Raw genomic sequence first — 25578 nt, 5'->3', positions numbered from 1 at the left:
ATCCAGACCAGCCTTTCGGAGCCTCTCGCATGCCCAAGCCGATCGTTGCCATTCCCGCCGATATCAAGGAGATCGAAGGCGCTTTGTGGCATGCCACGCCCAACCAGTATGCCAAGGCAGCACTTCAGGTGGCCGGGGCCATGCCGATCATCGTACCCGCCTTCGAGGACGGTAACGATATCGATAGCCTGCTCGACCGCGTCGATGGCGTGCTGATTTCGGGCGCCGCCAGCAATGTACACCCGTCCCGCTATGGCCTTGAGGCAACGGACAAGGATGGCCCGTTCGATCTGGCCCGCGACGCCACCTCGCTAGAGCTGATCCGCCGCGCCATCGCTCGTGGCATTCCGCTTCTCGCCATCTGCCGCGGCATCCAGGAACTGAACGTCGCGCTCGGCGGCACGCTGGCCAGCGAAATCCAGGAGGAAGAAGGTATCTGGGATCACCGCAAGCCGGAACATGCCGATCGCGACGTGATGTATTCGATCCGCCAACCGGTTTTCGTCAGGGAAGGCTCCTGCATCGCCAATTATCTCGGCATGGCCGGCGAGGTGCAGGTGAACTCGCTGCACCGGCAGGCGATCGCCAGGACCGCACCGAGCCTGCAGGTCGAGGCAACGGCGGCAGACGGCACGATCGAGGCCGTCTCGGTCATCGATGCGAAAAATTTTGCCGTCGGCGTGCAATGGCATCCGGAATATTGGGCAGCTGTCGATCAGCCGTCACGCCAGCTTTTTGAAGCATTTGGTGATGCCGTACGGGATTATGCGGCGGGAAAAACCGCAGCGCCTGTGCGTAACCTCGCGGCAGAATAAGGCCCGGCCGTCAGGATCGGACGGGATGGTTGATCTCACCGATATAGCGCAAGCGGATATCGGTGAGCGCCAGATCACGCGGCTGGCGGATCTGCCGGCGATCGCCGAACTGCGGATCGCGATCGACGCCGAACATCACGAAGACATTGATGTCGGCAAGTTCCTCGGCAGATAGCGTGTCACGCAGAACCGGCGCCCATGCCTCGACCCAGGAATGTCCGGCAAAACGGCTTTCCAGATCGTCGCCCGGTTTTGCAAATCCGTATTCGAGAAAGTCGTGATCGTAGGACGGCTGACCCATCGCCTCCGCGAAGCCAGATAGAGCCATATGCTCCGGCGTATCCTCGCGTTCGGCATTGTCGTCCGAATAATAGCCGTCTCGCTCGGCCATCAGCGCGTGTAGCGCGCCTTCATTGGCGGCGTGGCCGATCCACATCTGCTGCGTCAGTTGGCTGGCCGGGCCGGGCTCGGAGGGGCCGATAGGAGTTCGCGCTATTTCCGTAAAATCGAGGAACCGCGAAACGCCCAGCAAGGTCCGCCACCACACCGGTGCAACCGCATGCAGCGACAGAACAAGGACATGCTCCGGCGGCAGAGCCATGCGCCGCGAAAAGCCGCGCCCGTCCGAGGCAGTGACGATGATCGTCGCATCACCCGGCTCGCACAGCGCAGCCTTCGTCTCACCCGCCTCGATATCGAACAGCGTCCTGTTGTCGATCGCGACGGTCAGCCGACCCCATGCCTCGCCGATATCAGGCGCTCGTCTGATCTGCAGCTTGCATCGGCTCATCGGGCACTCACCCCTTGACCGGTGTTTCCGGCACCGGCGCCAGCACCTTCTTATGATCGAACCACTGAATCAGGTTATCGACCACCAGATCGGCCATGGCATTGCGTGTCGGCACCGAGGCGGAGGCGACATGCGGCAGCAGTGACGCATTGTCGAGATCGAGGAAATCGGCGGCCGTGGTCGGTTCCTGGTAAAACACGTCGAGGCCGGCAGCGGCGATGGTGCCGTTGCGCAGCGCGGCAGCCAGCGCCTCTTCATCGACGCTCGATCCGCGGCCGACATTGATGAACACGCCGTTGGGGCCGAGTGCGGAGAGGATGTCGGCATTGATGATCTTGTGGGTGGCGGCCGTGCCGGGCACGATGCAGATCAGCGTATCGACCGCTTCCGCCATCTCCTTCAGCGAGGAAAAATGTGTGTAGGGCACATCCGTGCGGGCGGTGCGGGTGTGATAGCTGATCTTCAGCTTGAAGGCTTCCAACCGCTGGGCAATTTCCAGGCCGATTCGGCCAAGCCCCAGCAGGCCGACATGGCGGCCTTTCAGCGACAGCGGCGACAGCGTAAACGGCCCTTCCGCCTTCCAGCGACCGCTGCGCAACCAGTCCTCGGCCAACGGCAGGCGACGCACGGTGTTGAGCAGCAGGCCGATGGTCGTATCGGCCACTTCGTCGTTCAAAACATCGGGCGTGTGGGTGACGACAATGCCTTTGCTAGCCGCGTATGTCGCATCGACACCATCATAACCGACACCGAAATTCGAGACGATTTCAAGGTTCGGCAGCTTGTCCATCCACGGCTTTTGCAGCGTGCCGAACAGGGCGACGGCGCGCACCTTTGCGCGGGTCTCTTCATCCAGCTCCAGTTCGCCGCCCTGGCCCGCCACCTTCACCACGTCAAAACTTTTCTCCAACCGCTCCAGAACACGCGGATGAATACGTCCGGGAATGAGGACGGTGACGGGCTTGTCGGTCATGCTCTTTTTCCTGTGCTGATCTCTAAAAGGTGGGATGCGACTCAGCGCGGGCGATACAGGCCCGTCGACTGGCGGATACGCATTTCCGGCTTGATGAGATGGATGCCATCCGGCTCGTGGCTGCCGGCAAGGCGATCGAGAAGCGCGCGTGCCGCCAGACGGCCGACTTCGGCCTGCTGGTTGGATACCGTGGTGAGTGCCGGTACGGAGATGGAAGCCTGTTCGAGGTCATCGTAACCGGTGACGGAAATATCCTGCCCCACCACGAGTCCGGCACGGGCAATGCCATTCATCAGGCCGATGGCGACAAGATCGTTCCAGCAGACGGCAGCCGTCGGCTTCTGCGGCAGCGACAGAAAATTCACCGCCGCCTCGAAACCGCCCTGCATGGAGCGCGGGCCGGGAATGCGCAGTTCGGGATCGACCTCGATACCGGCCTTGCGCAGAGCGTTGACATAACCCTGATAACGGTCGCGACCGGTCGATGTCTGGTCGGTGCCGCCGATCATGGCGATGCTTTTGTGGCCAAGCCCGATCAGGTGATTGGTGGCGAGCGAAATGCCGTAGCTGTCGTCGCCGCGATAGGTCGGCAGCGCCGTGCCTTCCAGCGAGCGGGCCACGAGGATCAGCGGCATGCCGTTGGTTTCCGCCAGTCGCACATCCTCGATCGGCGTGCCGATGGCCGGCGACATGATGACGCCATCACCGCCGAGCTGCAGCAGCGTTTCGATGAAATTGCGCTGCTTTTCGACCGAATCGTAATGGTTGGAAAGAATGAAGGTCTGGCGATTGCGGTCGAGTTCGGTCTCGATGGCTTTGAGGATTTCGCCGTAGAACGGGTTCATGATGTCATGCACCACGACGCCGATAATGCCGGAGCGCGAGGTGCGCAGGCTGGCGGCACGGCGGTTATAGATATAACCGAGCGCGCGCGCCTGTTCCTTGATCTTTTCGCGGGTATCGGTGGCCACCAGCGGGCTGTCACGAAGGGCAAGGGAAATGGTTGCCGTCGAAAGCCCGAGGCTTTCGGCGATCGTCGACAGCTTGATCTTTTGGGCCACAAGTCCTCCGGGGTGAGACGCACCAAACGGAGGCGCAATCGGGATTTAAATTATTAAAACAATTTAATTCCGTTTCGCAAGCTTTGAAACGCGGTTTGCCTGCGACTTTCAGTCTTCGCCCGGCTGCAGGTTTTCATCCACCGTCCGCAACAGCTTGATCAGCGTCTTGACCTCCTTGTCGGACAGGCCCTTCGCCGCCAGCGCACCGCAACCGGCTGTCGAACGCTCGATCTGTTCCACGCTCTTGCGCCCGAGTTCGGTCAGATGCACCTTGGCAAGACGACCGTCGCTGTCATCGGAACGGCGCTCCAGAAACCCCTGTGCTTCCATTCGGCCGATCGTGCGCGTCATGGTCGGCGCCTTGACGCCCAGCTTGTCGGCCAGATGCCCCGGCGTCAGGCCATCCTCTTCGGCGAGCAGCATGATGACACCGTCCTGTCCCGCATAAAGCCCGCTTTCCGACAGCATGTGGCTGAGCGCTGTGCGCATGGAACGCGCGGCCTGGGTGATCGCCGGAGCGATATCGACGGCCTCATAGGCGCCCTTCTTCTTGCCGGTCTTGTTCTTCTTCTCGGCTTTTTTCTTGCTCATGCTCTCACCCGTCTTTGCCGTGGCGGCTTTGCCATGGAGATGCCTTCCCGGTATACGAAGCACATCCATAGCGAAAGCCGGGAACCATCACCAGATGCCCAATGTCGAGACGACGTCCGCCAGCCATCCCGCCCGTCATTTTGCCATCAACGATCCAGACCTTGCTCCAGAGGACCGCAGTACCTGGATCGCCGTTCTGCCGCTTGGCGCCCACGAACAGCACGGCCCGCACCTGCCGTTCGAAACCGATTCGCTGATTGCCGAAGGCCTTGTCGAGCGCATTATCCCGCAATTGCCGCGAACCCTGCCCGTAACGTTCCTGCCGGTCGAGCCGGTCGGTTACTCGATAGAGCACATGGATGTGACGGGCACAAAAACGCTTGGCTTTGCCGAAGCGGTCGAACGCTGGCTCGGCATTGCCGAAATGCTGCATGGGCAGGGCATCCGCAAATTGGTGATGCTGAACGCCCATGGCGGCAACTCGCCGCTGCTGACGATCGTCGCCACCGAGGCCCGCGTGCGTTTCGACATGCTGGCAGTGGCGACCAGCTGGACACGTTTCGGCCAGCCCGATGGCTGGATCAAGCCGGAAGACAAGGCACTCGACATTCATGGCGGAGACATCGAGACCTCGGTCATGCTGGCGCTGTGGCCGGATCGTGTGGACATGGCGAAGGCGGAACGATTTGGCTCGCGACAGGCGGATTTCGCGCGCGATTACAGGCACCTGCGCGCCTATGGGCCGCATGCCTTCGGCTGGAAGATGCGCGACCTCAATGACAAGGGCGTGGCGGGCGATGCGAGCGCTGCCACGGCCGAGCGTGGAGAGCAGCTGGTGGCGCATGCGGTGGCGGGGTTTATCGAATTGCTGGAGGATGTGGCGCGGTTTGATGTGGCAAGCTTGAATTAGCAACCTGCGCCACCAACGTAAAATCTGCAAAGCTCGGACGCTTGCCGCAGAAATCGCAATGCCTCATACTGCCGGAAGTTGTGATCGCCCAAAGGAGGCGGACATGCGCATATCCATTGCCGAAGCCCAAAATCAGCTTGAAGAATTGGTGAGGCGTGCCGAGCAGGGCGAAGAGGTTATCCTGACCCAGCCCGGCCTGCCATCCGCACGGCTGTCAATTGTGCATGCAGCAGCTGAAACGTCGCTCCAATCCTACGATGCCGTCGCCGAACTGGCAAAAGTTGGTCCTCTGACACCCAGACGTGAGCCTCTGAGCGCTGAAGAAAAGAGAAAAGTTTTCGAAAGAATTCGCAGGCGCGCATCTGAAAGAAACTCTTTTGATGATACCGATGCCGCGCATAGTCAGGATTTTCTTTATGATGAATTCGGTTTGCCCAAATGATCGTCATCGACTCGTCGGCAATTATCGCAATAGCAGCCAACGAGCCGATGGCGCGCGACCGTGAAAAGGTCTTGGCAACAGAGAAAGTGGTCCTTATTTCTGCAGGCACATTTGCAGAGGTCCTGATCGTGTCCGCCCGACGTAAACTTGTTCAGGATGTCAGCGATCTTCTGAATAGCGTTATTACTAAGACCATAGACGTGACGCCGTTTCGTGCCCAACGTGCAGCCGCCGCCTACTCCCGATGGGGCAAAGGCTTCCATCCCGCATCGCTCAATTTCGGTGATTGTTTTGCCTATGCCACGGCGCAGGAATTCGACTGCCCTCTGCTCTTCATCGGTGACGACTTTGCCCGCACAGACATCAAGCCGGCCATCGCCGCCTGATCATCCCCCCACCGTCATCTTATAACATTAAACCCTTTGAACTCGCTGCCGCTTGCTCTTATATGGGGCGGACCGGATGTCCGGGTCCCAAAATTCCGCGCGATAGCGCCACAAGATCTCTCGAGGTTTCCATGACCGAAGCAGCCACCGCAAAGCCCGTTCCCGTTACCGTGCTGACCGGCTATCTCGGCGCCGGCAAGACGACGCTCCTCAATCGCATCCTCTCCGAAAGCCACGGCAAGAAATATGCCGTCATCGTCAACGAATTCGGCGAAATCGGCATCGACAACGACCTGATCGTCGAGTCGGATGAAGAAATCTATGAAATGAACAATGGCTGCGTCTGCTGCACCGTGCGCGGCGACCTGATCCGTGTCGTCGAAGGCCTGATGCGCCGCCCCGGCCGTTTCGATGGCATCATCGTCGAAACCACCGGCCTTGCCGATCCGGTCCCGGTCGCTCAGACCTTCTTCATGGACGATGACGTGCGCGCCAAGACCGAGCTCGATGCCGTCATCGCTCTCGTCGATGCAAAGCACCTGCCGCTGCGTCTGAAGGACAGCCGCGAAGCCGAAGATCAGATCGCCTTTGCCGATGTCGTCGTCATCAACAAGACAGACCTCGTGACGCCGGAAGAACTGGCCGTCATCGAAGAAATCGTGCGCGCCATCAACCCGACCGCTCGCGTCTACAAGGCCACCCGTTCGGGTGTCGATCTGGCTCGTGTGCTCGATCAGGGCGCCTTCAACCTTGAGCGCGCGCTGGAAAACGATCCGCATTTCCTCGAGCACGGCCATGAAGACCATGTCTGCGGGCCTGACTGCGATCACGATCACGGCCATCATCATCATGATCACCACGATCACGACCACACCTGCGGTCCCGATTGCGGCCACGATCATCATGACCACAAGCATGATCATGGTCACGACCATCACCACCATTCGCCGGGCGCCGTTTCGGCCATCCATGACCTGACGGTGAAGTCGATTTCGCTGCGCGGCGGCGAGATGAACGCGGAGCGTTTCTTCCCCTGGATCCAGAAGATCACCCAGACAGAAGGCCCCAACATTCTCCGTCTCAAGGGCATCATCGCCTTCAAGGGTGACGAGGAGCGTTATGTGGTTCAGGGCGTGCACATGATCGTCGAAGGCGATCACCAGCGTCCGTGGAAAGATGGCGAAAAGCGCGAAAGCCGCCTCGTCTTCATCGGCCGCGATCTCGATTTCGCCAAGATCGAGCAGAGTTTCCTTGCCTGCCAGGCGACGAAAAAGACACCGGCCTGATAGCCGATACCGACCAAGCGGTCACTTACGAAATCCATGCGTGAAAGAAATGCCTGACAATGCCGACCGTTGCACCGCTTGATCTTGAAGGCCATGTCGTCGGGGTTCACTTCCTCGGCGACACCCCGTTCTTCGCCACCGCCGCCGGCACGATCCACCGCCTCGATGGCGGCGAAAAGGTGGATGAAGCCCATCAGGGCCTTCTCACCTTCGTTCGTGATCCTTTCAGCAATACGCTGCTGACGGGCGGCGAAGACGGCAAGGTTTTGCGCATTGCAGCCGACGGCTCGACCACGCTGGTGGCCGAAGCGCCGCGCAAGTGGATCAATGTCGTTGCCGGAGGCCCGCAGAACGCGGTCGCATACGCTTACGGCAAGTCGAGCTTCGTCAAGCTTGCTGATGGCACAACCAGGGAATTCACCGAGGAACGCAGCGTCGAGGCGATTGCGTTCGCGCCGAAAGGCATGCGCATCGCAGCGGCCCGTTACAACGGCGTGTCGATGCACTGGGTCGGCACCAATGCGCCGGCGCAGGATCTGGAATGGAAGGGCGCCCATACCGGCGTCATCTTCTCGCCGGATGGCCGTTTCCTCGTCACCATGATGGTTGAAAACGCTCTTCACGGCTGGAAGCTCGATGGCAAGGCGGGTGATGCCCGCCACATGCGCATGACCGGTTATCCGGCGAAGGTGAAATCGCTGTCCTGGTCACCCAAGGGCAAGTGGCTGGCCTCTTCCGGTGCGCCTGCCGCCATCGTCTGGCCGTTTGCCGGCAAGGATGGCCCGATGGGCAAGGCGCCGCAGGAACTGGGCACCCGCGCCAATATCATGGTCACGCAGGTTGCCTTCCATCCGGCCGAAGAGGTGCTCGCCATCGGCTATATCGACGGCATGATTCTGGGTGTGCGAATGTCCGATGGCAAGGAAGCGCTGTTGCGCCGTCCCGGCAAGGGCGGCATTACCGGCTTCAGCTGGAGCAGTGATGGCAAGCGGCTGGCCTTTGCCTCCGATGCCGGCGATTGCGGCGTCATCGACATCTCGGCCTGATCCCTCCGTCAGGCGGCTTGGTCGTCAGGCCGCCTGCAATTCTCCGACGAAAACATCGACACCGTCGCGGCCATCGCGTTTGCGACGGTACAGCGCCTGATCGGCCTTGTGCAGGATCGCTTCCAGCGTTTCCGGCTCCGTTGTCTGGCCGGTTGCCACACCAATGCTCAGCGTCGGCCTTGTGCTGCACTCCGTGGCCAGACCTGCTGTCGTGGTCGAAAATGCCTTGCGCATGTTTTGGGCCAGAGCGGCCGCCTCTTCCTGTGAAAGCCCCGGCAGCACGACGACGAACTCATCACCGCCATGACGCGCCACAAGGTCGCCGGGCCGGGTTACGGCATGTGCTGCAAATGCAAAGGCTTTCAGAACATCATCGCCCACTGCATGGCCGCAGCTATCGTTGAGCTGCTTGAAGTTATCGATATCGATCAGCAGCACGCCCAGCGGCTGGCGCGGCAACTCGCCAAAAGCACGGCTCATTCCGGCCCGATTGAGTACCCCTGTCAGCGCATCGTGATAGGCCGCACTCTGCAACTGCAGCTGCGTGCGTTCGGTCGCCATCATCATGATCACCATGCAGCGCAGCGTCAAAAGCAGCATCGCCACAAGCCCAAGTGCTGCATGCGTCTGGTCGCCATTGTGGAAAAGCGGCCCATCTCCCAGGCTGCCCCACCAGCCCATCATGGCGCGGGCCCCATAGAGCGTTGCCGTCAGCGCAAACAGACCGGAGGCAAGCTCTGCCGAGTACAATTTTTCCTCGCGCGCCAGCCGACGCGCTTCCCAGGCAACCGCCATATCAAAAAGGGCGCAGACGGCGGATGAGAACACGATGCGCGGCATCGAATGGGCAGGATCCGTGAAGACCGTAAAATAGGGAAGGCTCGGCAACCCGGCCATAAGAAGGACGATCCATGGGCTGGTCTTGCGTCCGGCAAATTCGCGGATCGCCACCGGCAACAGCGCGCAACCGACGATCGTCATCGTGTTTCCGACCGAAATCGACAGAAAATCCGGGGCAATTTCCCGCAACACGATCAGGCATGACGCCAACCCAAGCAGGATATTATTGACGCTCCACCATGCCAGCCAGCGCCCAAAGCGGCCGGTAAAAAAAGCGGCGCCCTGCACGCAGCCCAAAACCACACAGGCAAGCGCGGTCATCGCGTAAATCGTCCGCAGATCGAATGCCATCCCCATCACCCCATCGTCCGGCGCGAAGTCTAGACAACCTCTCCTTTATAAATGATGAGCAAGATTCCCCTAATGCGAGCATTAGTCTGCTGTTTGTTCAGTCTCGCGGCTAGTTCGTTTTTGCAGCTATGCATTTTTTCGACTGATTGCGATATGACGCCCGAACCGGCATAAGGCGGGTAACGGAAAGACCGCGTGCGGAGAAAACGATGATCCCCTGGATAGTGCTTGATACGGCCAAGGTGCCAGACGGTCGTGACGAACTGCGCCTGAAACAGCGCGGCTCCGAATTCTCCATCATGCTCGGCAGCAACGAATTGATGAACAGTCGCCTCAGCGGCTCCGAAGAGGCACTGGCCAAACTCTCCTGGGAGAAGATCAAGGGGCGGCCAAAGCCCAAAATGCTGATTGGCGGACTGGGCATGGGTTTTACCTTGCGCGCAGCGCTGAAGGAACTGCCGCAAGACGCGCAGATCACCGTCGTCGAACTGGTGCCGGCTGTGGTGGCATGGGCGCGTGGCCCGATGGCGGAGGTTTATGGCGACTGCCTGTCCGACCCGCGCGTGACGATCGAGGAAGACGATGTCGCCAGCTTCATCAAGGCCGGCTCGCAGGCATGGGATGCCATCCTGCTTGATGTCGATAACGGCCCGGAAGCGCTGACGCGCGATGAAAACGACCGCATCTACGACCAGCGTGGCCTGCGCGCCGCCAGAACGTCTCTGACGCCCGGCGGTGTGCTCTCGGTCTGGTCGTCGGCACCCGATACAAAATTCACCCGCCGCCTGCAGGGCTGCGGTTTTACAGTCGAGGAAGCCCGCGTGCATGCCAATGGCCGCGGTAAGGGCGGCGGCGCACGCCACATGATCTGGCTTGCGACGGCCTGATCTCAGGCCGAGCGCACGGCGCCGATGATATTGCCGAGCAACGCATGCAGATCGTCGCGATAACCGTTGCGTGCCGACGGGCCGCTTTCATTCGAGGTCATTATTACCGTCATCTGCAGCGACGGCACGATATAGACCATCTGGCCGCCATAACCCCAGCCGAACCAGACATTTTCGCCGCCGATAGTGCGGTTGAACCAGCCGTAGCCATAACCATCGCCGGAAAAGCGCGAGTTTGTGCGCACCTGCCATGAGGTGGCGATCCAGTCCGCCGGGATCACCTGCCGTCCCTCCGCTGTCTTGCCGCCATTGCGGTATAGCTCGCCAAAAGCCATCAGCGACCGCGCCGTCATCGCCATCTGGTTACCGCCAAGATAGATGCCCTGCGGATCACGCTCCCACGAACCGATGCGGAAATCATCCACCGGCGCGAACCACTCGCGCGCCAGTTCCAGCGTCGACTTGCGCCCCACACGTGTCAGGATGGCGGAAAGCAGATGCGTCGAAGCGGTGGAATAGAGCATGGCCCCGCCCGGATCCCCGTCGAATGGTTCCGACAGCGCAAACCGCACCCAGTTACCGCTCGACACCCAGCGCCCGTAATTCGGCCCCGACATGCGCGACAGCCCGGCCTGCATGGAGAGAAGATTGCCGATGGTGACTTCGGAAAGCCGCGGATCAGGATCGGATGGCAGGGCAGATTTGAGGATCGGTGCGATCTTCTGATCCGGCCCGTCCAGCAGCTTCTTGCCGATCGCGATACCGATCATGGCGGAGATGATCGATTTCGACGCCGACTTGATATTGGTGGAGCCATTGAGGGAATTGCCATTGAAAGCACGCTCGACGAGCAGTTTGCCCTCACGGTTTACCAAAACGACCTTCAGCGGAGACAGGTTCGACGCATTGTCGAGCACCGCCTTCAGGCCGGTACCGGCTGGTGCACCCTGCGCAAACGCTTGCGCGGCAGGGATGAGGAACGGCAGCGAAATGAGAGCGGAGCGACGTGTAAGCATTCAGCAAAGCTAGAGCAGCGGCTGGGCAGCGTCATGGCAAAGCAGCGGGATTCACGGCAAGGTGAAAGGCTGTGACGACCGAAAATGAAAACCCCGCCCCAACATCATGTCAGGACGGGGCTTCAGGGCATCATGCCCAAGTGTCCCCACGAGGACACAACATATTTGTACTTTCGAAAATATGATTACAAGTCGAATAAATGTCAAACGGTCGTGAACATCTTTTTTCTGCTCAGCAGAACGCAAAACACGAGGCCACCTTTCGGCGCCCCGTGTTCGATATTTTCAGAAAGAAAGTGGCCGGCGCCGCCTCCGTTGCGCCGGCCGGCCTCCTACCGGTTTGTTCTCGCGTCAGAACCGGTAGGTGACACCTGCGCCGATCAGCCACGGATCGATCTTGGCCTTGCCGGACAGCGGGCCGAGCGTATCGTGGGTGGCGGTCCATTCGGTTTCGAGGAAGATCTTCTTCACATCGAAGTTCAGGCCCCAATGCTCGTCGAACATGTAGTCGAAACCAACCTGCAGGACGGCGCCGAAATCGTCTTCAACGTCGACGTTGGAGAAGGCGCCCCTGTCTGACTGGTTATAGAAAAACGAGTAGTTCACACCGGCACCGACATAGGGCTTGAACGCGCCGAAATCGGTGAAGTGGTACTGCAGCATAAGCGATGGCGGCAGCAGCCACGTCTTGCCCACATCCAGATCGCCGAGCGCACCGGTGGTGTTGATCTTGGCATAGGTCGTGCCGAGGATCAGTTCGGCGGCAAAATTTTCGGTGAAGAAATAGGTGATGTCCAGCTCGGGAACGACCGTGTCGCTATATTCGAGACCGACACCCGACACACCGTTTACGGAACCTTCGTCTTCGGTAATGACGCCCAGCGCGCGAACGCGGATCTGCCACGGGCTTTTGGCCGACAGCGCATCATACGCAACGGGTGCGGCCTGCGGCGCCGCGAGATCGGCAGCAGCGGCGCCCATCGCGAAAAATGCAACGCTTGCGCCAGCCAGACAGCTGAGAACCCGTGCTCGATTGATGTTCATGTCCCTCTCCTTCAAATCAATGATGATCAAGGATTAGGCGCATGCGACAGAGTGACGTTTGATCCGGATCAAACACACGGGCGCGGCGCACCGACTGCGGCTAAAAAGTCACAGTCGGCGCTGCTTGCGGACATGATCAGTTGGCGGGAACGCCCTTCTGCCAGACAGACCAATCGGCAATGACGGCATCGGCAAACTTGGAACCCACCCGGTAGGCATTGACGGTGGATGGCATGAAACCGCCGGACTTGGCACTCAGCGATTCGGCCGCCGTCTTGTCTTCCGGCTCACGGTCGAAATTCGACGCGGTGCGCAGAACCGCAATGCGGTGGAATTGCAGAAGCCCGGCATCGCCACCGCGCTTCAAGGCCGTCAGCGTGGCATTGTCTTCCATCTGCGTCGTGCAGTAATTGCCCTTGCCCTCGGTCATCAGCGATACCCAGTCACCCATGCCCTCGGCGATCTTGGTGCCGTGCCAATAGGTGTCGGTGGACAGCGTATCGCAAATGCTGACGATGGGTGCTGCACTACCCGGCTCACCCTTTTTGTAGGCGGCACGATAGGCCTTCGAATCGTCGTTGTCGGAAAGCTCGGTATCCTTGCTCAGCGCAAACGCCCTCTGCAGCAGCGGCTCGTTCAGCTGGTAAACTTCGGTGCCCGAACCCCAGCTGGCCTTTTCGCCGGGCTTTTTTGCACCCAGCGCCACAACGCCATTCGGCCATTCTGCCGGCACCTGGCGCGGGTCGATTTCGTGACGCAGGCCACCGTCGATCACATACCGTGCCCAATGCGCGGACCCCAGCGTACCATCGCTCGGATCGACACCGGCAATGCCAGCAATCAGAAAATAGGTGTCCTTCAGATCGAATTTTTGGCTATAGACCAGCGCCGAAACCGAACTTGCAGCATTGGCAAACCCCATGGCGGTCGTCATGACGCAGAGCCCGGCCGCATCGCAGGCAATTTCGGGATATTCCTTGGAAAGGCCCGGAACCGCGACCTTGGTCTCCAGCTTGCGCCCGGTCAGCCACGGCTTCGCTTCGCCACCGAACATGGTGATGACCATGACCTTTGGCGCAATCGGCTCGGCCGCCGCGACCGGCAGCGCCGCCAATGTCATCGAAGCGGCAAAAACGGATGTGGTGAAAAATGCAGGAATACGCATGAACCCCTCTTATGATTTTGAAAAAATTGAACCCGAGGATGGGTCAGATCTTTTCAATCGATCATCAGGAGCAGGGTCAAGCGCCAAAACAAAACACCCCGCCTCCCTTTCAGGAGACGGGGTCGGGCAGGATCGGAGATACGCAAAGCTGAGAAGCCCCCCTCTTTCGAAGGATGTGCCGCCACACCGGCTTCCCTGTCTCATGTCACCATGCGCGAAGCCCGAAAGGCTGAACACCGCCGGTCTTCACTGTGACACGTGTCAGGCCAGCTTGCGTCCACTCGCCACGATCATGCCAGCGGCATCATCCAGCCAGCCGGCCTTCAGCTCCAGCGCCAGAAAACGGGCGCGATCGCAGGGGCCGGGCATGACAAGATGCCGGGTCTTTTCGGCCAGGAAGCCGAATTTCTGGTAATAGGGCGCATCACCGACAAGGATGATGGCGCCATGGCCACGCTTGCCGGCTTCCGAGATGGCGGCACGCATCAGTGCTGCACCAATACCCTTGCCTTCGCGGGCCGGATCGACGGCGAGCGGGCCAAGCAGCAGCGCATCGACCGGCGTACCATCGGCGGCAACGCCGGCCTCGATGTTCCACAGACGCACCGTGCCGATGACATGGCCGCTCGTATCGCGGGCAACCAGCGCCAGGCCTTCGGCCGGCAGACGGTTGTTGCGGATCTTTTCCGACGACTTCTTGCGGCGATCGGTGCCCATGGCGCGATCAAGCAGGTTTTCGCGGGCCACGATATCGGCCGCATTTTCAGCGGCGATCGTGAAGGATTTGGATTTCGGCGCAAGGAATGCGCGTACAGAATCAAGAACAGCGGCCATCTTGGCCTCCCGCACTCAAAACCATTTCAAATGGTGTCTTCGGATCATTGTGGATTTGCGGCCCCCGCCTGGAGGATCGGGAACCGCGAACTGTTTTCGCGTCAGGGACGCAAGGCTAAAAGTCTTTAGATGACGTAGGCCTTGAGCGGGTCAAAACCGTTGAAGGCAACCGCCGAATAGGTCGTCGTGTAGGCGCCGGTGCCTTCGATCAGAACTTCGTCGCCGATCGAGAGCGTGAGCGGCAGCGGATACATGTTCTTTTCGTACATGACGTCAGCCGAATCGCAGGTCGGGCCGGCGAGAACGCAAGGCTCCATCTGGTCCTGATCGCGCGTGGTGCGGATCGGGTAACGGATCGCCTCGTCCATGGTTTCAGCGAGACCGCCGAACTTGCCGATGTCGAGAAAAACCCAGCGATGGTTGTCATTGTCCGACTTGCGCGAGACGAGAACGACTTCCGCCTTGATGACGCCAGCATTGCCGACCATGCCGCGACCCGGCTCGATGATCGTCTTCGGCAGGTTGTTGCCAAAGTGCTTGCGCAGCGAAGCGGAGATCGCCTGGCCGTATTCCTCGGCCTTCGGGACGTCGCGCAGGTACTTGGTCGGGAAACCGCCGCCCATGTTGACCATCTGCAGGACGATGCCCTGCTTGGCGAGCGACGAGAAGACGCGCTTGGCATCGGCCAGAGCCGAATCCCAGGCATCGACCTTGGTCATCTGCGAACCGACATGGAACGAAACGCCGTAGCTTTCCAGACCCAGCTGGTGAGCATAGACGAGAACGTCGACGGCCATCTGCGGTACGCAGCCGAACTTGCGCGACAGCGGCCATTCGGCCCCTTCACCATCGGTCAGGACGCGGCAGAACACTTTTGCGCCGGGAGCGGCACGAGCGATCTTTTCGACTTCCTCGTGGCTGTCGACGGCGAACAGGCCAACGCCGAGCTGATGAGCGCGAGCAACGTCGCGTTCCTTCTTGATCGTGTTGCCGAAGGAGATGCGGTCAGCGGTTGCGCCGGCGGCAAGAGCCATCTGGATTTCGGCAACCGAAGCGCAATCGAAGCTCGAGCCCATGGAGGCGAGCAGTTCGAGGATCTTTGGTTCCGGGTTAGCCTTGACGGCATAGTAGATCGAGCTGTCCGGCAGCGCGTGGCGGAAAGCCTTGAAATTGTCGCGCACGACGTCGAGGTCGACAACGAGGCAAGGGCCTTCGGGACGCTCGGTACGGAGGAAGTCGAGGATACGTGCAGTCATCGTTCAAACCCTCTGGAGCACCACGCTCCGGCAAGAGGACAAAGGACGGATGAGGATGCGGCAGCAGCGGTTTTTGGAGACACCGCTGCCTTGCACGCTCAAACGCGCGATCGATGGACCAACGCCCTGCCAAGAGCTTTGATCCGCTTTGTCTGCCATTGATTGGAGGGTTGTCCCTACCGCACTTCCGGCAATTCAGGTGTGCCTCTACAGAATTGCATGCTGATGGAAAGCATGCAGAGACTTAAAAGGCCCGCACCGTCGTTGCTTCAGGCGTCCTCGCATTTCCCGGTTGGCCGGAATAGCGACTGGAGGGGTTAGTTCCAGGTACCTTACCGATGACCTCACCTTAGAGATAAATCTCAATTCGAGGGTCGGCGGACACCCATGGGCACGTGCGACTTTGGGCAAGCCGGGAGATAAGAATATTCGCCGTCATAATCAAGCGGTTTTTTGTACCTTGGCCAAAAATCTTAACACGACGCAGGCAAGCGGAATTTGCACGAGGAATGGGGCGGAATTAGACAGGCTTACGGAAAAGCGCCCCTTGTGTTTCCGGCGCGACTGACGTCTTTCTGGCTTCGAAAGCCAATTTGCGAACCGGAGCAAACACTTCGATGGATACACTGACCCGTATGCGCGCCTTCATCGACGTGGTCGAGGCGGAGGGGTTTTCCGCCGCTGCCCGCCGAACCGGCCGTTCCAAGGCGCTTCTGTCGAAATATGTACGTGAACTGGAAGACGATCTTGGCGCGCTTTTGCTCAATCGTACGACCCGCCAGTTCTCGCTGACGGAGGCGGGACACACCTATTTCCGCACCGCCGCCGATATCCTGAAAGAGATCGACAACCTCGCCGACCTCGTGCGCGAGAACAATGCCGATCTGAAAGGCCGCATTCGCGTCTCGGTGCCGCGCACCTTCATCGATGCGCCGGTCGGCCAGTCGCTGATCGATTTCGCCGCCGCCAATCCGGAAATTGCGCTGGAGATCGTCGCGGAAGACCGCTTTGTCGATCTGATCGAGGAAAGTTTCGATCTCGCCATCCGAATCACCAAGCTGGAAGATTCCGGCCTGATTGCGCGAAAACTGTCGGATTTCCGGGTTTATGCTGTTGCCACGCCGGATTTCGTAGCCCGCTACGGCCCGTTCGATCACCCGAGCGACCTCACCGGCAAACCCTTTATCGTCGATACCAACACCCGCTCGCACAACAATATCCGCTTTCAGGACCCGAATGGCGGTGCGCTGTCGGTGCCAGTCGCAGGCCCCATCGAGGTCAACAGCCCGCAGGCAACCTTGCGCGCGGCTCTGGCCGGCATCGGTGCTGCCATCGTGCCGGATTTCATCGTGCTGCCGTATATCCAGTCCGGCGCGCTGGTGACGCTGTTCGACGACTATATCGTCAAGGACCGCGGCATATATGCGGTCTATCCTCACCGCCGTTACCTGCCGGCCAAGGTGCGCAGTTTTGTGGATTTTCTTACCGCATGGTTCCGCAACAAGGGTGAGTGATCGGAGCCGAATGTCGCGCCCCTGACGACACTGTCATCAGGGAGCCGAAATTCCGTCTTATTTGCGGGTCACTTCCGCATATCGGTTACAGGGCAAAGAAACGCATCCATGAAATATCTTCGTTCTATCATCGCTGCCGCGGCACTCTGCGCCCTGCCCCTGCCCGCCCTGGCGCATCCGCACATCTTTCTCGATGCGCGGCTGGAAGTGATCGCCGGCGATGACGGCAATCTCGCCGAGCTGCGCAATGTCTGGCGGTTCGACGAAGTGTTTTCCTCCAGTGTGCTGCTCGATTTCGACAAGAATTCCGACCTGAAGCTCGACAATCAGGAACTGGCCGAACTCGGCGAGACCATGCGCGCCTCGATGGAAGATTTTCATTATTTCACGACGATCTCTGTCGATGGCAAGGATGTGCCGGTCACCAAGCCGGGCATCATCCACGTGTCATGGCAGCACGGCCAGATCCTCGTGATCTTCGCGGTCAAGCCATCGAAACCGGTGCCGCTCAAGGGCAAGCTCGCCTTCGGCATCTACGACCCGTCGATGTACACCGCCGTCAACTTTCCGACCGACAACGATCTCAAGGTCGAAGGCAAGGGTTTTGCCGCCTGCAAACATGCCGTCGTGCGTCCCGATCCCGACGAGGTGATCGCCTCCAACAAGGACACGCTGACCGACGCCTTCTTCAACGATCCGACCGGCACCGACATGACCAAACTGTTCGCAACCCGCATGGAGGTGACATGCTGAGCCTGCGACGCCTCGCGCTCATTATTGTCGGCACGCTGCTGCTGGCCACCGTCGCCCATGCACAATCGCCGCTCGGCGTCGGTTCGGCCGAACCCAGTTTTTCCATCGGCGGACCACTTGGCGGTTTTTTTCGATGGATCAATGAGCACCAGCAGACGTTTTACCGGGCGCTGACCAACGCGCTGAAGGCGATGCGTGAAGACCCCTGGGCGTTGTCGGGCCTGATCGGCCTGTCCTTCGCCTACGGTGTTTTCCACGCCGCCGGCCCCGGCCACGGCAAGGCGGTGATTTCGTCCTACATGATCGCCAATGAAACCGCGCTGAAACGCGGCATGGCGATCTCCTTCGTATCCGCCCTGTTGCAGGGCTTCGCTGCCATCCTGCTTGTCATCGTCGCCTATTTCGCCCTACGCGGCACAGGCATCACGCTGACGCGCGCCACATGGGTGATGGAAGTCGCAAGTTTTGCCATGATTGCGCTGTTCGGCGCATGGCTGCTGACGCGAAAACTCTGGTCGTTGCGTCGCCCCGCCGCGCTCAAGGGTCTCAGCATGGCGGCCCCGACCGGCCCGACCGGCCTGCGCTTCGAAGCCGTCGAAGTGCATGACCATTCCGATCTAGAGCCCGGGAATGTCTGCGTCGATTGCGGCCAGATGCACATGCCAGATGCGACCGCCATGGGAGGGAAGGATTTCAGCCTGCACGAGGCATGGTCGGCCATCCTGGCTGTCGGCATGCGTCCCTGCTCCGGCGCCATTCTGGTGATGACGTTTTCGCTGCTGAACGGACTTTATCTCGGCGGCGCGCTGTCGGTGCTCGCCATGTCGATCGGCACCGCCATCACCGTCTCGATCCTCGCAACGCTCGCCGTCACGGCCAAGGATATCGCAGTCCGGTTTGCCGGCGCAGGCTCCAACCGTGCGGAAAAGATCACGATCAGCGTCGAGATCATCGCCGCCATTTTCCTGATGCTGATGGGCCTGTCGCTGCTCGGCGCCTCGCTGCAGGCGTGACGCTCGATTATTTCCCGTCCCGTCGCCGCTGATACCGCGCCCGCAGCCAGAAAATCCAGAAAAACCCGAGGATCAGGACGGCGCCGACAATCACCGCCAGCACCGGCGAATAATTGCCGATCCACAGCACCAGCGACGGCAGAAAATAGATGACGACGCCCGCGCCGCCGAGAATGAGGGCGGCGGCTAGCGCCTGTGATTTCGCTTCCGGGGTCATGCGTCGGGTGTCCCGGCGATTTCGGCGCGAAGATCTTCGAGCTTGCGCTTCTGCTTGCCATCCGTGTCGAAATTGTCGGGCGAAAGCCAGGCTTCGAAGGCCTTGCCGATCACCGGCCATTCGCTGTCGATCATCGAGAACCAGGCGGTATCGCGGTTTTCGCCACGCGAAATCAGATGCTGGCGAAAGACGCCTTCGAAGGAAAAACCGTAACGCTTGGCCGTCACCTTGCTCGGCTCGTTTTCGTTGTGGCATTTCCATTCGTAACGGCGGTAATCGAGATCCTCGAACACGTGTTTCGCCATCAGGTAATGCAGCTCTGTCGACATCGGCGAACGTTTCATCGCCGCGCCATGGGCCACCGATCCCACCTCTACCACGCCGTTTTTCGGGTCCGGCCGCATATAGCTCGCCATGCCGACCACCTTACCGCTCGTGTTTTCACGCGCCACCAGCGTCACGAAACCGGAATTGTCGCGGACATTGTCCAGCCATGCACCAAAGGCTTCCGGTGTGTCGTAATGGTCGTTCGGAAAATAGCGGATCAGCTCGTTGATGGCATCCGCTCCGCCCAGCGCATCCCAGAGATCCGCCAGATGTTTTGCCCGTTCATAAGGTTCGAGGGCCACGAAACGGCCCTTGAGGGTGACGGGTGCCGGAGCGGCAGGCTTGTAGCTGGAAAGATCGCGCATGAATGCCTCTGCAATTGATTTTTCGAAGCTAAGCGAGGCTCCGGGCAAAGGCAACGACAAAGCTTGGCCGGCCAATTCAGGGTATTTTCCCGGGTCGTTTTGGGGTGGACAAACGGGGACAGAAACCTAATTTGCGCACCGTTGTAGAAAGACAATTTTTTGTCACCTTCGTCGGCGGCAACGACCGTGCGGCGCTCACGAAAGATTTTTTCGCCAATCCAATCAACAGAAACGGACGGGAAACACGATGGGACCAGGAGCACAAATGCAGGCGGCGAAGCTTGCGGCACAGACGACAAAGCAGCAGTCGAAAGCGCCTCAGGGCTTCCGTGAAATCAATCTCAACGTCAATCCTGTCCTCAGTGGCTGCGGTCCGGGGGCGACAGCAACAGGCCTGACCTTTGATGGTTCTTCCGCCGATGACAGCTACCTGAACAGCCAGTTCCAGTGCGGCGGTAAATATAGCCTGAAGGGCTCGCATTACGAAGGCGTGGCCGGCATTACGGACGACGGAACGACGATCTTTGCCGTCAACAGCCGCATCAATGGCGCGTATCGCACGATGATGGGCGCGTTCGATATTGACGGCAAGCCGAAAGCACCGAGCACGGCGCAGCAAAAAATCCTGGCAGGCCTTCTGAAAAATTCCGAACGCCGCCTCATGCCAGATGCAAAAAGCTCAGGCGTGCTTGGCGCAAAGACCAATGGCACCAACCCGCGCGCCGGCGTTTATGTCGGCGACAAGAAGATTGTCTACGATTTCGGTTTCCGCGTCGCCGATGACCCGGCCGCCAACAATCCCAACAAATACATCGATGTCAGCGCCAGCGTCGAAAGCGATTTCAACCACCGCGTGACCAAGCAGTCTTACGACATAAAAGGCCGCAACGGTGCGTTCACGGGTTTCGTGGGCATGGATCGCAACGGCAATGGCAGCCAGATGGGTTACCGGGCGGGCGCCGGTTACGGCGACTTTTCTGCCTCGGCACGCCATGCGAACAATAGTGGCGCCAAGACAAGCGAACTCGACCTGGCCTGGAACATCAACAAGGATATGACGCTGACCGCCTCGTGGCGTCCGGACAACCGTCCGCCGACCTCGCTGCCGGCCTCCACCTTGAAGAACCCCGGCGCGTTTCAGGATTTTTCGAACTATTCGCTGAAGCTCGAAATCAAACTGTAAGCTTTGTCACCCCAAACGAAAAAGGCCTCCCGCATCATCTGCGGGAGGCCTTTTTTATGTCTGGAATTTCAGGCGGTTCACGCCTGAACCTTGGCCGCCGAAACGGTCGCATCGATATGATCGAGCAATGCATCCGGCAGGCCGAGACGACCGGCGAGCAAGTCAAGATAACCTCGCTCGGCGCGCGTATCCGGCTCGATGGTCAGTCGGGTCGCGGTGTAAAGCTCGACCTTCTGTTCCTCTGTACGGGCGGCAGCGACCAGCTCGTCGATATCGACCGGGTTTGCCAGCTCGTTGCGGATAAAGGCTTCGGCCTCTGAGCCGAGATCAACCTCGTGCACCTTTTCCATGATGTTGGCACGTTCAGCCGCATCGATATGGCCGTCAGCCTTGGCGGCGGCGATCATGGCGCGGATCAGCGTCAGGGCAAAATCATTGGTCAGTTGCGGCGATTCCAGGCTGAAGGCGCTATCCGGCGGCGGCAGTGCGATCGGCTGGTTGCCAGCCGGGGTCGGCTGCGGAGCGGCCTGCGGCGACTGACCCGACTGATAATTCTTGTAGGCAAGGTAACCGAGGCCTGCGACGGCGGCGATACCACCAATCGTGGCGACATTGCCGGCCAGCTTGCGGCCGGTCTTGGTGCCGAGGATGGCGGCGGCGATGCCGGCGGACTTCAGGGGATTGTTCTTCGCAATGCCACCGAACTGGCCGGCCTTGTCACGGACGCTTCCCGAAAGGCCCGGCAGCTGCGAACCGAGGAACTGGTCTAGAAGCTTCTTGGCGTCGAACATTCAAATCTCCTGATCGTGAAACACTGACCCGGAGATAGGGATTGTCGCGGCAAAATCAAAAAGGATGACGAAAATGTCATGTGGCGGAAGCAGGAGCGACCGCCACATCGAAATCGACCGAATAACCGAGGCTCAGGCCTTCAGCGCAAAGGCTTCCGAGGCAAGCTTGGTGATGCCGGCCCAATCACCGGCGGCAACCAGCTCCTTCGGCGCGACCCACGAGCCGCCGACGCAGACGACGTTCGGCAGCGCCAGATAATCCTTGGCGTTCTTCAGCGAAATGCCGCCGGTCGGGCAGAAGAACGTGCCGGCGAGCGGCGAGGACCACGCCTTCAGCATGGCAGCGCCCCCGGCCTGTTCGGCGGGGAAGAACTTCATCACGTCATAACCGGCTTCGCGCAGCGTCATCACTTCGCTCGGCGTTGCCGTGCCGGGAAGCAGCGGAACCGGAGAATCGTTTGCGGCAGCAAGAATGCTCGGCGCGATGCCCGGCGAAACGATGAAGGTCGAGCCGGCCTTGACGGCAGCTTCGTAATCCCTGGAATTCATGATGGTTCCGGCACCGACATTGGCGCCTTCCACTTCATCGGCAACGGCCTTGATGGCGTCGAGCGCTGCCGGCGTGCGCAGCGTGATCTCGATGGCGCGCAGACCACCCGCGACAAGCGCCCTGGCAAGACCGACCGCAGATTTCGCGTCGTCCACGATCAGCACCGGAACGACCGGCTGCAGCTTGAGGATGGAAAGGACTTTCTCTGTCTTACCGCTCATCATCTTATCCGTTTGAAACGATTAAAGTGTGTTTTCGAATACGCCTCGCGATGGTTGATGTCGAGGGAAAATGCCATTGCGACACAATGCGGGGCTGGTCGAAAGTGTCGCATTGCCATAGGTTTGCTGTCAACGAACGGGGTATTCATGGCCAAGGAAATCGAACGCAAGTTTCTGGTGGCAAATGACGGCTGGAAGGCTGGCGTCAACGCGACCAGCGCATTCCTGCAGGCCTATGTCGCAACCGGCGACGATCGCTCGATCCGCGTGCGCATCATTGATGGCGCAAGCGCCCGCCTGACCATCAAGATCGGTCGCGATCTTCTGGTGCGCGACGAATTCGAATACGACATCCCGGTCGCCGACGCGGAAGAACTGATGCAGGCGGCGATCGGCATCGTGCTGGAAAAGACACGGCACCGGGTGGAATATCGCGGCTTCACCTTTGAAGTGGACGAATTTGCCGGTTTCTATCACGGCCTCATCGTCGCCGAGGTGGAGATGCAGTCCACCGAAGACCAGCCCGAACTGCCCGCATGGCTAGGCCGCGAAGTGACCGGCGATAAACGTTATTCCAACATGTCGATGGCGACCAACGAGAACCTGAGCGCGGAGTTGGGCCATGGCCTATCGAATCCGCCCCTCTGAGCCATTTGCCGGGGAAATCCGGCGCGTCACCGAAAAGCAGCTGAACAAGGCGATTGCTCTTCTGGAAGAAAAACCGGACGGGCAGCACAAGGCCATTCACGATGCCCGCAAGCGTTTCAAGCGGGTGCGCGCGCTTTATCGGCTGATCGAACCGGATGCGAAGGCTTTTCGCAAAGTCGAAAATGCCCGCATCCGTGACATCGCACATACCCTGTCCGCCGCCCGCGATGCCACGGCACTGGTCGAGACCACCGAATATCTGGTGAGTGCCGCGATCTCGGCCGAAGAAATCGCCGCCCTCACCTTCGCCTCCAACGCACTGATCGCACGACGTGACCGGATCGTGGCTGATGAAACCGATCTTGACGACAAGATCACCAACGCGATCGGACAGTGCCACGCGGCCATCGATGCGCTCCCGACACTCGATCTGGGCGACAGTGCCGGCAAAGCAGCAAAATGTCTCGGCAAGGCTTGGCGCAAGCAACGTGACGCTGCAGCATCGGCGCTCGCCGCCTGCCACGCCCACCCGGAAGCCGACGTTTTTCACGAGTTGCGCAAGGCCGGCCAAACCTACTGGATGCATCTGTCACTGCTGGGGGACCTCTGGCCATCTGCGATGCGCGCCAAGCATGACGATGCCAAATATCTGGTCGAAATCCTCGGCCATGAGCACGATCTTTCTGTACTGACGCAGCTAATCAACGAACAGCCGGAGCTTTTCGGCAATGGCGACACGATGGCACGGCTTCTGGGCGCCGTCATCGCCAAGCAGCAGATGCTGCGCAGCCAGGCGCTTGAGGTCGCCGACGCCGTGTTTGCTGACGATGGCGAACAGGAAAGCCGGATCATAACCCTGCTCTGGCAGGCGGCGGCAAAATCCTGATCGATTGTCGGAAGATAGGCCGTTGCGAAAGCGCGGCCAAGGTTGTATTTCGTGCCGCATGACCGAAAACCAGACCCTCCCACGCCCTGAAGCCACGGGCGCATTTCTCGTGGCTGCCCTGTATCATTTCGCCCGCTTCGAGCGCTTTGAAAGCGTGCAAAAGCCGCTGCAGGCTTTTTGCGATGAAAACGGCATCAAGGGCACGCTTCTGATCGCGCGTGAGGGGATCAACGGCACGGTGGCCGGAACGGATGCGGGCATCACAAAGCTGCTTGCGCATCTGCGCGCCATGTCCGAGTTTGCGGCGCTGGAGCACAAGGAAAGCCGGGCGTCGAAAATGCCGTTCGTGCGCATGAAGGTGAAGCTCAAGAAAGAGATCGTGACCATGGGCGTCGAGGATATCGACCCCAACCGCATCGTCGGCACCTATGTCGATCCAAAGGACTGGAACGCGCTGATCTCCGATCCGGAAACCATCCTGATCGACACCCGCAACGACTATGAAACGGCGATCGGCATTTTCAAGGGCGCGGTCGATCCGAACACCAAGACGTTTCGCGAGTTTCCGGACTGGGTGCGCAACAATACCGGCCTGCACAACAAGCCAAAAATCGCCATGTATTGCACCGGCGGCATCCGCTGCGAGAAGGCGACGGCCTTCATGAAGGAAGAGGGTTTTGAGGAAGTTTATCACCTCAAGGGCGGCATCCTGAAATATCTCGAGGAAGTGCCGCAGGAAGAAAGCCTGTGGGAAGGCGCCTGTTTCGTATTTGACGAGCGCGTCTCCGTCGAACACGGCCTGAAGGAAGGCAATCACAAGCTCTGCCACGCCTGCCGTAACCCGATCACCGCGGAGGAAGTGACCTCGGAAAAATACGAGGAAGGCGTGTCCTGCTCCAGCTGCTACGACAGCCGCACGGAAGAAGACCGCCTGCGTTACCGTCAGCGCCAGTTGCAGATCGCGCTCGCCAAGAAGCGTGGCCAGAAACATATCGGCGGCTGATGAAAAACGTCCTGTTCGTCTGCAGCCAGAACAAGCTGCGCAGCCCCACGGCCGAACAGGTGTTTTCCGACTGGCCGGGCGTGGAAACCGCCTCGGCCGGCACCAACAATGACGCGGAAAACCCGCTCTCGTCAGAACTGGTTGAGTGGGCGGACATCATTTTTGTGATGGAACGGACGCACCGCACGAAACTGCAAACGCGCTACCGTGCGGCAATGAAAAATGCCAAGCTGATCTGCCTCGATATTCCCGACAATTACCAGTTCATGGAGCCGGCCCTCGTCGAGCTTTTGAAGGCGAAGGTGGGGCGGTATTTGTGAGGGTGCGGGGACGGAAAAGTTCGTGCTATCCGCCCCTCAAAAAGACGGGTTGCAGGCATCTGTCTTTGAACACATAGTCGCATTCCAAGCTCTG

The 25578-nt window shown here is 59.8% G+C and carries 29 protein-coding genes; 15 read left to right on the top strand and 14 right to left on the bottom strand.

Annotated features, from left to right (window positions below; genetic code table 11):
* Positions 1-29: 29 nt before the first annotated feature.
* Positions 30-815, top strand: coding sequence for a gamma-glutamyl-gamma-aminobutyrate hydrolase family protein (locus tag EDF70_RS01565; RefSeq protein ID WP_132271501.1), 786 nt, complete (start codon positions 30-32; stop codon positions 813-815).
* Between the two features lie 10 nt (positions 816-825).
* On the opposite strand, the gene EDF70_RS01560 is transcribed toward EDF70_RS01565, so the two are convergent.
* From EDF70_RS01560 to EDF70_RS01545, 4 genes are all read right to left on the bottom strand, one after another.
* Positions 826-1605, bottom strand: coding sequence for an immunity 22 family protein (locus tag EDF70_RS01560; protein ID WP_132271500.1), 780 nt, complete (start codon positions 1603-1605; stop codon positions 826-828).
* A gap of 7 nt (positions 1606-1612) precedes the next feature.
* The gene (locus EDF70_RS01555; protein WP_132271499.1) at positions 1613-2578 is read right to left on the bottom strand and encodes a 2-hydroxyacid dehydrogenase; all 966 of its coding nucleotides are present in this window, start codon (positions 2576-2578) and stop codon (positions 1613-1615) included.
* A 41-nt stretch (positions 2579-2619) separates the two neighbouring features.
* The gene (locus EDF70_RS01550; RefSeq protein ID WP_132271498.1) at positions 2620-3639 is read right to left on the bottom strand and encodes a LacI family DNA-binding transcriptional regulator; all 1020 of its coding nucleotides are present in this window, start codon (positions 3637-3639) and stop codon (positions 2620-2622) included.
* 108 nt (positions 3640-3747) lie between these two features.
* Entirely contained in the window at positions 3748-4230 is a 483-nt protein-coding gene (locus tag EDF70_RS01545; protein ID WP_132271497.1) for a MarR family transcriptional regulator, read from the bottom strand.
* A gap of 94 nt (positions 4231-4324) precedes the next feature.
* Here EDF70_RS01545 and EDF70_RS01540 point away from each other — a divergent pair, with 94 nt between their 5' ends.
* The 5 genes from EDF70_RS01540 to EDF70_RS01520 all read left to right on the top strand — a co-directional run bounded on the left by EDF70_RS01540 (position 4325) and on the right by EDF70_RS01520 (position 8300).
* Positions 4325-5140 (top strand): creatininase family protein, encoded by an 816-nt coding sequence (locus EDF70_RS01540; protein ID WP_132271496.1) that lies wholly within the window; start codon positions 4325-4327, stop codon positions 5138-5140.
* 103 nt (positions 5141-5243) lie between these two features.
* Positions 5244-5582, top strand: coding sequence for a type II toxin-antitoxin system prevent-host-death family antitoxin (locus EDF70_RS01535; RefSeq protein ID WP_132271495.1), 339 nt, complete (start codon positions 5244-5246; stop codon positions 5580-5582).
* Positions 5579-5968, top strand: a complete 390-nt coding sequence (locus tag EDF70_RS01530) for a type II toxin-antitoxin system VapC family toxin (protein WP_132271494.1) — start codon at positions 5579-5581, stop codon at positions 5966-5968. Before EDF70_RS01535 ends, EDF70_RS01530 begins: the two co-directional genes overlap by 4 nt.
* 131 nt (positions 5969-6099) lie before the next feature.
* Positions 6100-7254: a GTP-binding protein gene (locus EDF70_RS01525; RefSeq protein ID WP_132271493.1), complete on the top strand. Its 1155-nt coding sequence runs from the start codon at positions 6100-6102 to the stop codon at positions 7252-7254.
* Positions 7255-7313: 59 nt separating this feature from the next.
* Positions 7314-8300: a WD40 repeat domain-containing protein gene (locus tag EDF70_RS01520; RefSeq protein WP_132271492.1), complete on the top strand. Its 987-nt coding sequence runs from the start codon at positions 7314-7316 to the stop codon at positions 8298-8300.
* 24 nt (positions 8301-8324) lie between these two features.
* On the opposite strand, the gene EDF70_RS01515 is transcribed toward EDF70_RS01520, so the two are convergent.
* A complete protein-coding gene (locus EDF70_RS01515; protein WP_165931916.1) occupies positions 8325-9491 on the bottom strand; it encodes a GGDEF domain-containing protein in 1167 nt (388 codons plus the stop codon).
* 209 nt (positions 9492-9700) lie between these two features.
* Between EDF70_RS01515 and EDF70_RS01510 the strand changes: the two genes are divergently transcribed.
* Entirely contained in the window at positions 9701-10378 is a 678-nt protein-coding gene (locus tag EDF70_RS01510; protein WP_132271490.1) for a hypothetical protein, read from the top strand.
* A 2-nt stretch (positions 10379-10380) separates the two neighbouring features.
* On the opposite strand, the gene EDF70_RS01505 is transcribed toward EDF70_RS01510, so the two are convergent.
* From EDF70_RS01505 to odc2, 5 genes are all read right to left on the bottom strand, one after another.
* Positions 10381-11394: a serine hydrolase gene (locus EDF70_RS01505; RefSeq protein WP_132271489.1), complete on the bottom strand. Its 1014-nt coding sequence runs from the start codon at positions 11392-11394 to the stop codon at positions 10381-10383.
* Between the two features lie 351 nt (positions 11395-11745).
* On the bottom strand, positions 11746-12438 hold the full coding sequence (locus EDF70_RS01500; protein WP_132271488.1) for an OmpW family protein: 693 nt from the start codon (positions 12436-12438) through the stop codon (positions 11746-11748).
* Between the two features lie 136 nt (positions 12439-12574).
* Positions 12575-13558, bottom strand: a complete 984-nt coding sequence (locus EDF70_RS01495; RefSeq protein ID WP_245519061.1) for a purine nucleoside permease — start codon at positions 13556-13558, stop codon at positions 12575-12577.
* Between the two features lie 306 nt (positions 13559-13864).
* Positions 13865-14437, bottom strand: coding sequence for an N-acetyltransferase (locus EDF70_RS01490; RefSeq protein WP_132271486.1), 573 nt, complete (start codon positions 14435-14437; stop codon positions 13865-13867).
* A gap of 125 nt (positions 14438-14562) precedes the next feature.
* On the bottom strand, positions 14563-15693 hold the full coding sequence (gene odc2, locus EDF70_RS01485; RefSeq protein ID WP_132271485.1) for an ornithine/lysine decarboxylase: 1131 nt from the start codon (positions 15691-15693) through the stop codon (positions 14563-14565).
* A 617-nt stretch (positions 15694-16310) separates the two neighbouring features.
* Here odc2 and EDF70_RS01480 point away from each other — a divergent pair.
* The 3 genes from EDF70_RS01480 (at position 16311) to EDF70_RS01470 (ending at position 18973) form a co-directional block, all read left to right on the top strand.
* Entirely contained in the window at positions 16311-17207 is an 897-nt protein-coding gene (locus tag EDF70_RS01480; RefSeq protein WP_132271484.1) for a LysR family transcriptional regulator, read from the top strand.
* A 108-nt stretch (positions 17208-17315) separates the two neighbouring features.
* A complete protein-coding gene (locus EDF70_RS01475) occupies positions 17316-17960 on the top strand; it encodes a DUF1007 family protein (protein ID WP_132271483.1) in 645 nt (214 codons plus the stop codon).
* Entirely contained in the window at positions 17954-18973 is a 1020-nt protein-coding gene (locus tag EDF70_RS01470) for a nickel/cobalt transporter (protein ID WP_132271482.1), read from the top strand. The genes EDF70_RS01475 and EDF70_RS01470 overlap by 7 nt, the downstream gene beginning before the upstream one ends.
* Before the next feature lie 7 nt (positions 18974-18980).
* On the opposite strand, the gene EDF70_RS01465 is transcribed toward EDF70_RS01470, so the two are convergent.
* Both EDF70_RS01465 and EDF70_RS01460 read right to left on the bottom strand, forming a co-directional pair.
* Positions 18981-19190 (bottom strand): hypothetical protein, encoded by a 210-nt coding sequence (locus EDF70_RS01465; RefSeq protein ID WP_132271481.1) that lies wholly within the window; start codon positions 19188-19190, stop codon positions 18981-18983.
* Positions 19187-19882 carry a GNAT family protein gene (locus EDF70_RS01460; protein WP_132271480.1) on the bottom strand — a complete coding sequence of 232 codons (696 nt, stop codon included), beginning with the start codon at positions 19880-19882 and terminating at the stop codon, positions 19187-19189. The genes EDF70_RS01465 and EDF70_RS01460 overlap by 4 nt, the downstream gene beginning before the upstream one ends.
* 265 nt (positions 19883-20147) lie before the next feature.
* Here EDF70_RS01460 and EDF70_RS01455 point away from each other — a divergent pair, with 265 nt between their 5' ends.
* Positions 20148-21065 (top strand): hypothetical protein, encoded by a 918-nt coding sequence (locus EDF70_RS01455; RefSeq protein ID WP_132271479.1) that lies wholly within the window; start codon positions 20148-20150, stop codon positions 21063-21065.
* A 77-nt stretch (positions 21066-21142) separates the two neighbouring features.
* Here EDF70_RS01455 and EDF70_RS01450 read toward each other — a convergent pair whose 3' ends face one another.
* Both EDF70_RS01450 and EDF70_RS01445 read right to left on the bottom strand, forming a co-directional pair.
* Positions 21143-21856: a tellurite resistance TerB family protein gene (locus EDF70_RS01450; protein WP_132271478.1), complete on the bottom strand. Its 714-nt coding sequence runs from the start codon at positions 21854-21856 to the stop codon at positions 21143-21145.
* Between the two features lie 132 nt (positions 21857-21988).
* Positions 21989-22627, bottom strand: a complete 639-nt coding sequence (locus tag EDF70_RS01445) for a 2-dehydro-3-deoxy-phosphogluconate aldolase (RefSeq protein WP_132271477.1) — start codon at positions 22625-22627, stop codon at positions 21989-21991.
* Positions 22628-22774: 147 nt separating this feature from the next.
* Between EDF70_RS01445 and EDF70_RS01440 the strand changes: the two genes are divergently transcribed.
* Genes EDF70_RS01440 through EDF70_RS01425 form a run of 4 tightly spaced genes read left to right on the top strand, consistent with a single transcriptional unit; the run spans position 22775 to position 25484 of the window.
* Positions 22775-23275, top strand: a complete 501-nt coding sequence (locus EDF70_RS01440) for a CYTH domain-containing protein (protein ID WP_132271476.1) — start codon at positions 22775-22777, stop codon at positions 23273-23275.
* Positions 23250-24161, top strand: a complete 912-nt coding sequence (locus tag EDF70_RS01435; RefSeq protein ID WP_132271475.1) for a CHAD domain-containing protein — start codon at positions 23250-23252, stop codon at positions 24159-24161. The genes EDF70_RS01440 and EDF70_RS01435 overlap by 26 nt, the downstream gene beginning before the upstream one ends.
* Before the next feature lie 58 nt (positions 24162-24219).
* Positions 24220-25164: a rhodanese-related sulfurtransferase gene (locus tag EDF70_RS01430; protein ID WP_132271474.1), complete on the top strand. Its 945-nt coding sequence runs from the start codon at positions 24220-24222 to the stop codon at positions 25162-25164.
* Complete coding sequence (locus EDF70_RS01425) at positions 25164-25484, top strand: low molecular weight protein tyrosine phosphatase family protein (protein WP_132271473.1); 321 nt, start codon at positions 25164-25166, stop codon at positions 25482-25484. Before EDF70_RS01430 ends, EDF70_RS01425 begins: the two co-directional genes overlap by 1 nt.
* The last annotated feature ends 94 nt before the right edge of the window (positions 25485-25578 follow it).

Origin of the sequence: Neorhizobium sp. JUb45 (genome assembly GCF_004343585.1) — a bacterium.
Taxonomy (GTDB): domain Bacteria; phylum Pseudomonadota; class Alphaproteobacteria; order Rhizobiales; family Rhizobiaceae; genus Neorhizobium.
The sequence above is the reverse complement of the archived record's forward strand: the minus strand, read 5'-3'. Positions and strand labels throughout refer to the sequence as shown.

What these genes read in the sequence shown, in the direction of transcription:
- EDF70_RS01565 (WP_132271501.1), top strand. Translation starts at nt 30, where the DNA reads ATGCCCAAGCCGATCGTTGCCATTCCCGCCGATATCAAGGAGATCGAA.
- EDF70_RS01560 (WP_132271500.1), bottom strand. Translation starts at nt 1,605, where the DNA reads ATGAGCCGATGCAAGCTGCAGATCAGACGAGCGCCTGATATCGGCGAG.
- EDF70_RS01555 (WP_132271499.1), bottom strand. Translation starts at nt 2,578, where the DNA reads ATGACCGACAAGCCCGTCACCGTCCTCATTCCCGGACGTATTCATCCG.
- EDF70_RS01545 (WP_132271497.1), bottom strand. Translation starts at nt 4,230, where the DNA reads ATGAGCAAGAAAAAAGCCGAGAAGAAGAACAAGACCGGCAAGAAGAAG.
- EDF70_RS01540 (WP_132271496.1), top strand. Translation starts at nt 4,325, where the DNA reads ATGCCCAATGTCGAGACGACGTCCGCCAGCCATCCCGCCCGTCATTTT.
- EDF70_RS01535 (WP_132271495.1), top strand. Translation starts at nt 5,244, where the DNA reads ATGCGCATATCCATTGCCGAAGCCCAAAATCAGCTTGAAGAATTGGTG.
- EDF70_RS01530 (WP_132271494.1), top strand. Translation starts at nt 5,579, where the DNA reads ATGATCGTCATCGACTCGTCGGCAATTATCGCAATAGCAGCCAACGAG.
- EDF70_RS01525 (WP_132271493.1), top strand. Translation starts at nt 6,100, where the DNA reads ATGACCGAAGCAGCCACCGCAAAGCCCGTTCCCGTTACCGTGCTGACC.
- EDF70_RS01520 (WP_132271492.1), top strand. Translation starts at nt 7,314, where the DNA reads ATGCCGACCGTTGCACCGCTTGATCTTGAAGGCCATGTCGTCGGGGTT.
- EDF70_RS01515 (WP_165931916.1), bottom strand. Translation starts at nt 9,491, where the DNA reads ATGGCATTCGATCTGCGGACGATTTACGCGATGACCGCGCTTGCCTGT.
- EDF70_RS01510 (WP_132271490.1), top strand. Translation starts at nt 9,701, where the DNA reads ATGATCCCCTGGATAGTGCTTGATACGGCCAAGGTGCCAGACGGTCGT.
- EDF70_RS01505 (WP_132271489.1), bottom strand. Translation starts at nt 11,394, where the DNA reads ATGCTTACACGTCGCTCCGCTCTCATTTCGCTGCCGTTCCTCATCCCT.
- EDF70_RS01500 (WP_132271488.1), bottom strand. Translation starts at nt 12,438, where the DNA reads ATGAACATCAATCGAGCACGGGTTCTCAGCTGTCTGGCTGGCGCAAGC.
- EDF70_RS01495 (WP_245519061.1), bottom strand. Translation starts at nt 13,558, where the DNA reads ATGACATTGGCGGCGCTGCCGGTCGCGGCGGCCGAGCCGATTGCGCCA.
- EDF70_RS01490 (WP_132271486.1), bottom strand. Translation starts at nt 14,437, where the DNA reads ATGGCCGCTGTTCTTGATTCTGTACGCGCATTCCTTGCGCCGAAATCC.
- odc2 (WP_132271485.1), bottom strand. Translation starts at nt 15,693, where the DNA reads ATGACTGCACGTATCCTCGACTTCCTCCGTACCGAGCGTCCCGAAGGC.
- EDF70_RS01480 (WP_132271484.1), top strand. Translation starts at nt 16,311, where the DNA reads ATGGATACACTGACCCGTATGCGCGCCTTCATCGACGTGGTCGAGGCG.
- EDF70_RS01475 (WP_132271483.1), top strand. Translation starts at nt 17,316, where the DNA reads ATGAAATATCTTCGTTCTATCATCGCTGCCGCGGCACTCTGCGCCCTG.
- EDF70_RS01470 (WP_132271482.1), top strand. Translation starts at nt 17,954, where the DNA reads ATGCTGAGCCTGCGACGCCTCGCGCTCATTATTGTCGGCACGCTGCTG.
- EDF70_RS01465 (WP_132271481.1), bottom strand. Translation starts at nt 19,190, where the DNA reads ATGACCCCGGAAGCGAAATCACAGGCGCTAGCCGCCGCCCTCATTCTC.
- EDF70_RS01460 (WP_132271480.1), bottom strand. Translation starts at nt 19,882, where the DNA reads ATGCGCGATCTTTCCAGCTACAAGCCTGCCGCTCCGGCACCCGTCACC.
- EDF70_RS01455 (WP_132271479.1), top strand. Translation starts at nt 20,148, where the DNA reads ATGCAGGCGGCGAAGCTTGCGGCACAGACGACAAAGCAGCAGTCGAAA.
- EDF70_RS01450 (WP_132271478.1), bottom strand. Translation starts at nt 21,856, where the DNA reads ATGTTCGACGCCAAGAAGCTTCTAGACCAGTTCCTCGGTTCGCAGCTG.
- EDF70_RS01445 (WP_132271477.1), bottom strand. Translation starts at nt 22,627, where the DNA reads ATGAGCGGTAAGACAGAGAAAGTCCTTTCCATCCTCAAGCTGCAGCCG.
- EDF70_RS01440 (WP_132271476.1), top strand. Translation starts at nt 22,775, where the DNA reads ATGGCCAAGGAAATCGAACGCAAGTTTCTGGTGGCAAATGACGGCTGG.
- EDF70_RS01435 (WP_132271475.1), top strand. Translation starts at nt 23,250, where the DNA reads ATGGCCTATCGAATCCGCCCCTCTGAGCCATTTGCCGGGGAAATCCGG.
- EDF70_RS01430 (WP_132271474.1), top strand. Translation starts at nt 24,220, where the DNA reads ATGACCGAAAACCAGACCCTCCCACGCCCTGAAGCCACGGGCGCATTT.
- EDF70_RS01425 (WP_132271473.1), top strand. Translation starts at nt 25,164, where the DNA reads ATGAAAAACGTCCTGTTCGTCTGCAGCCAGAACAAGCTGCGCAGCCCC.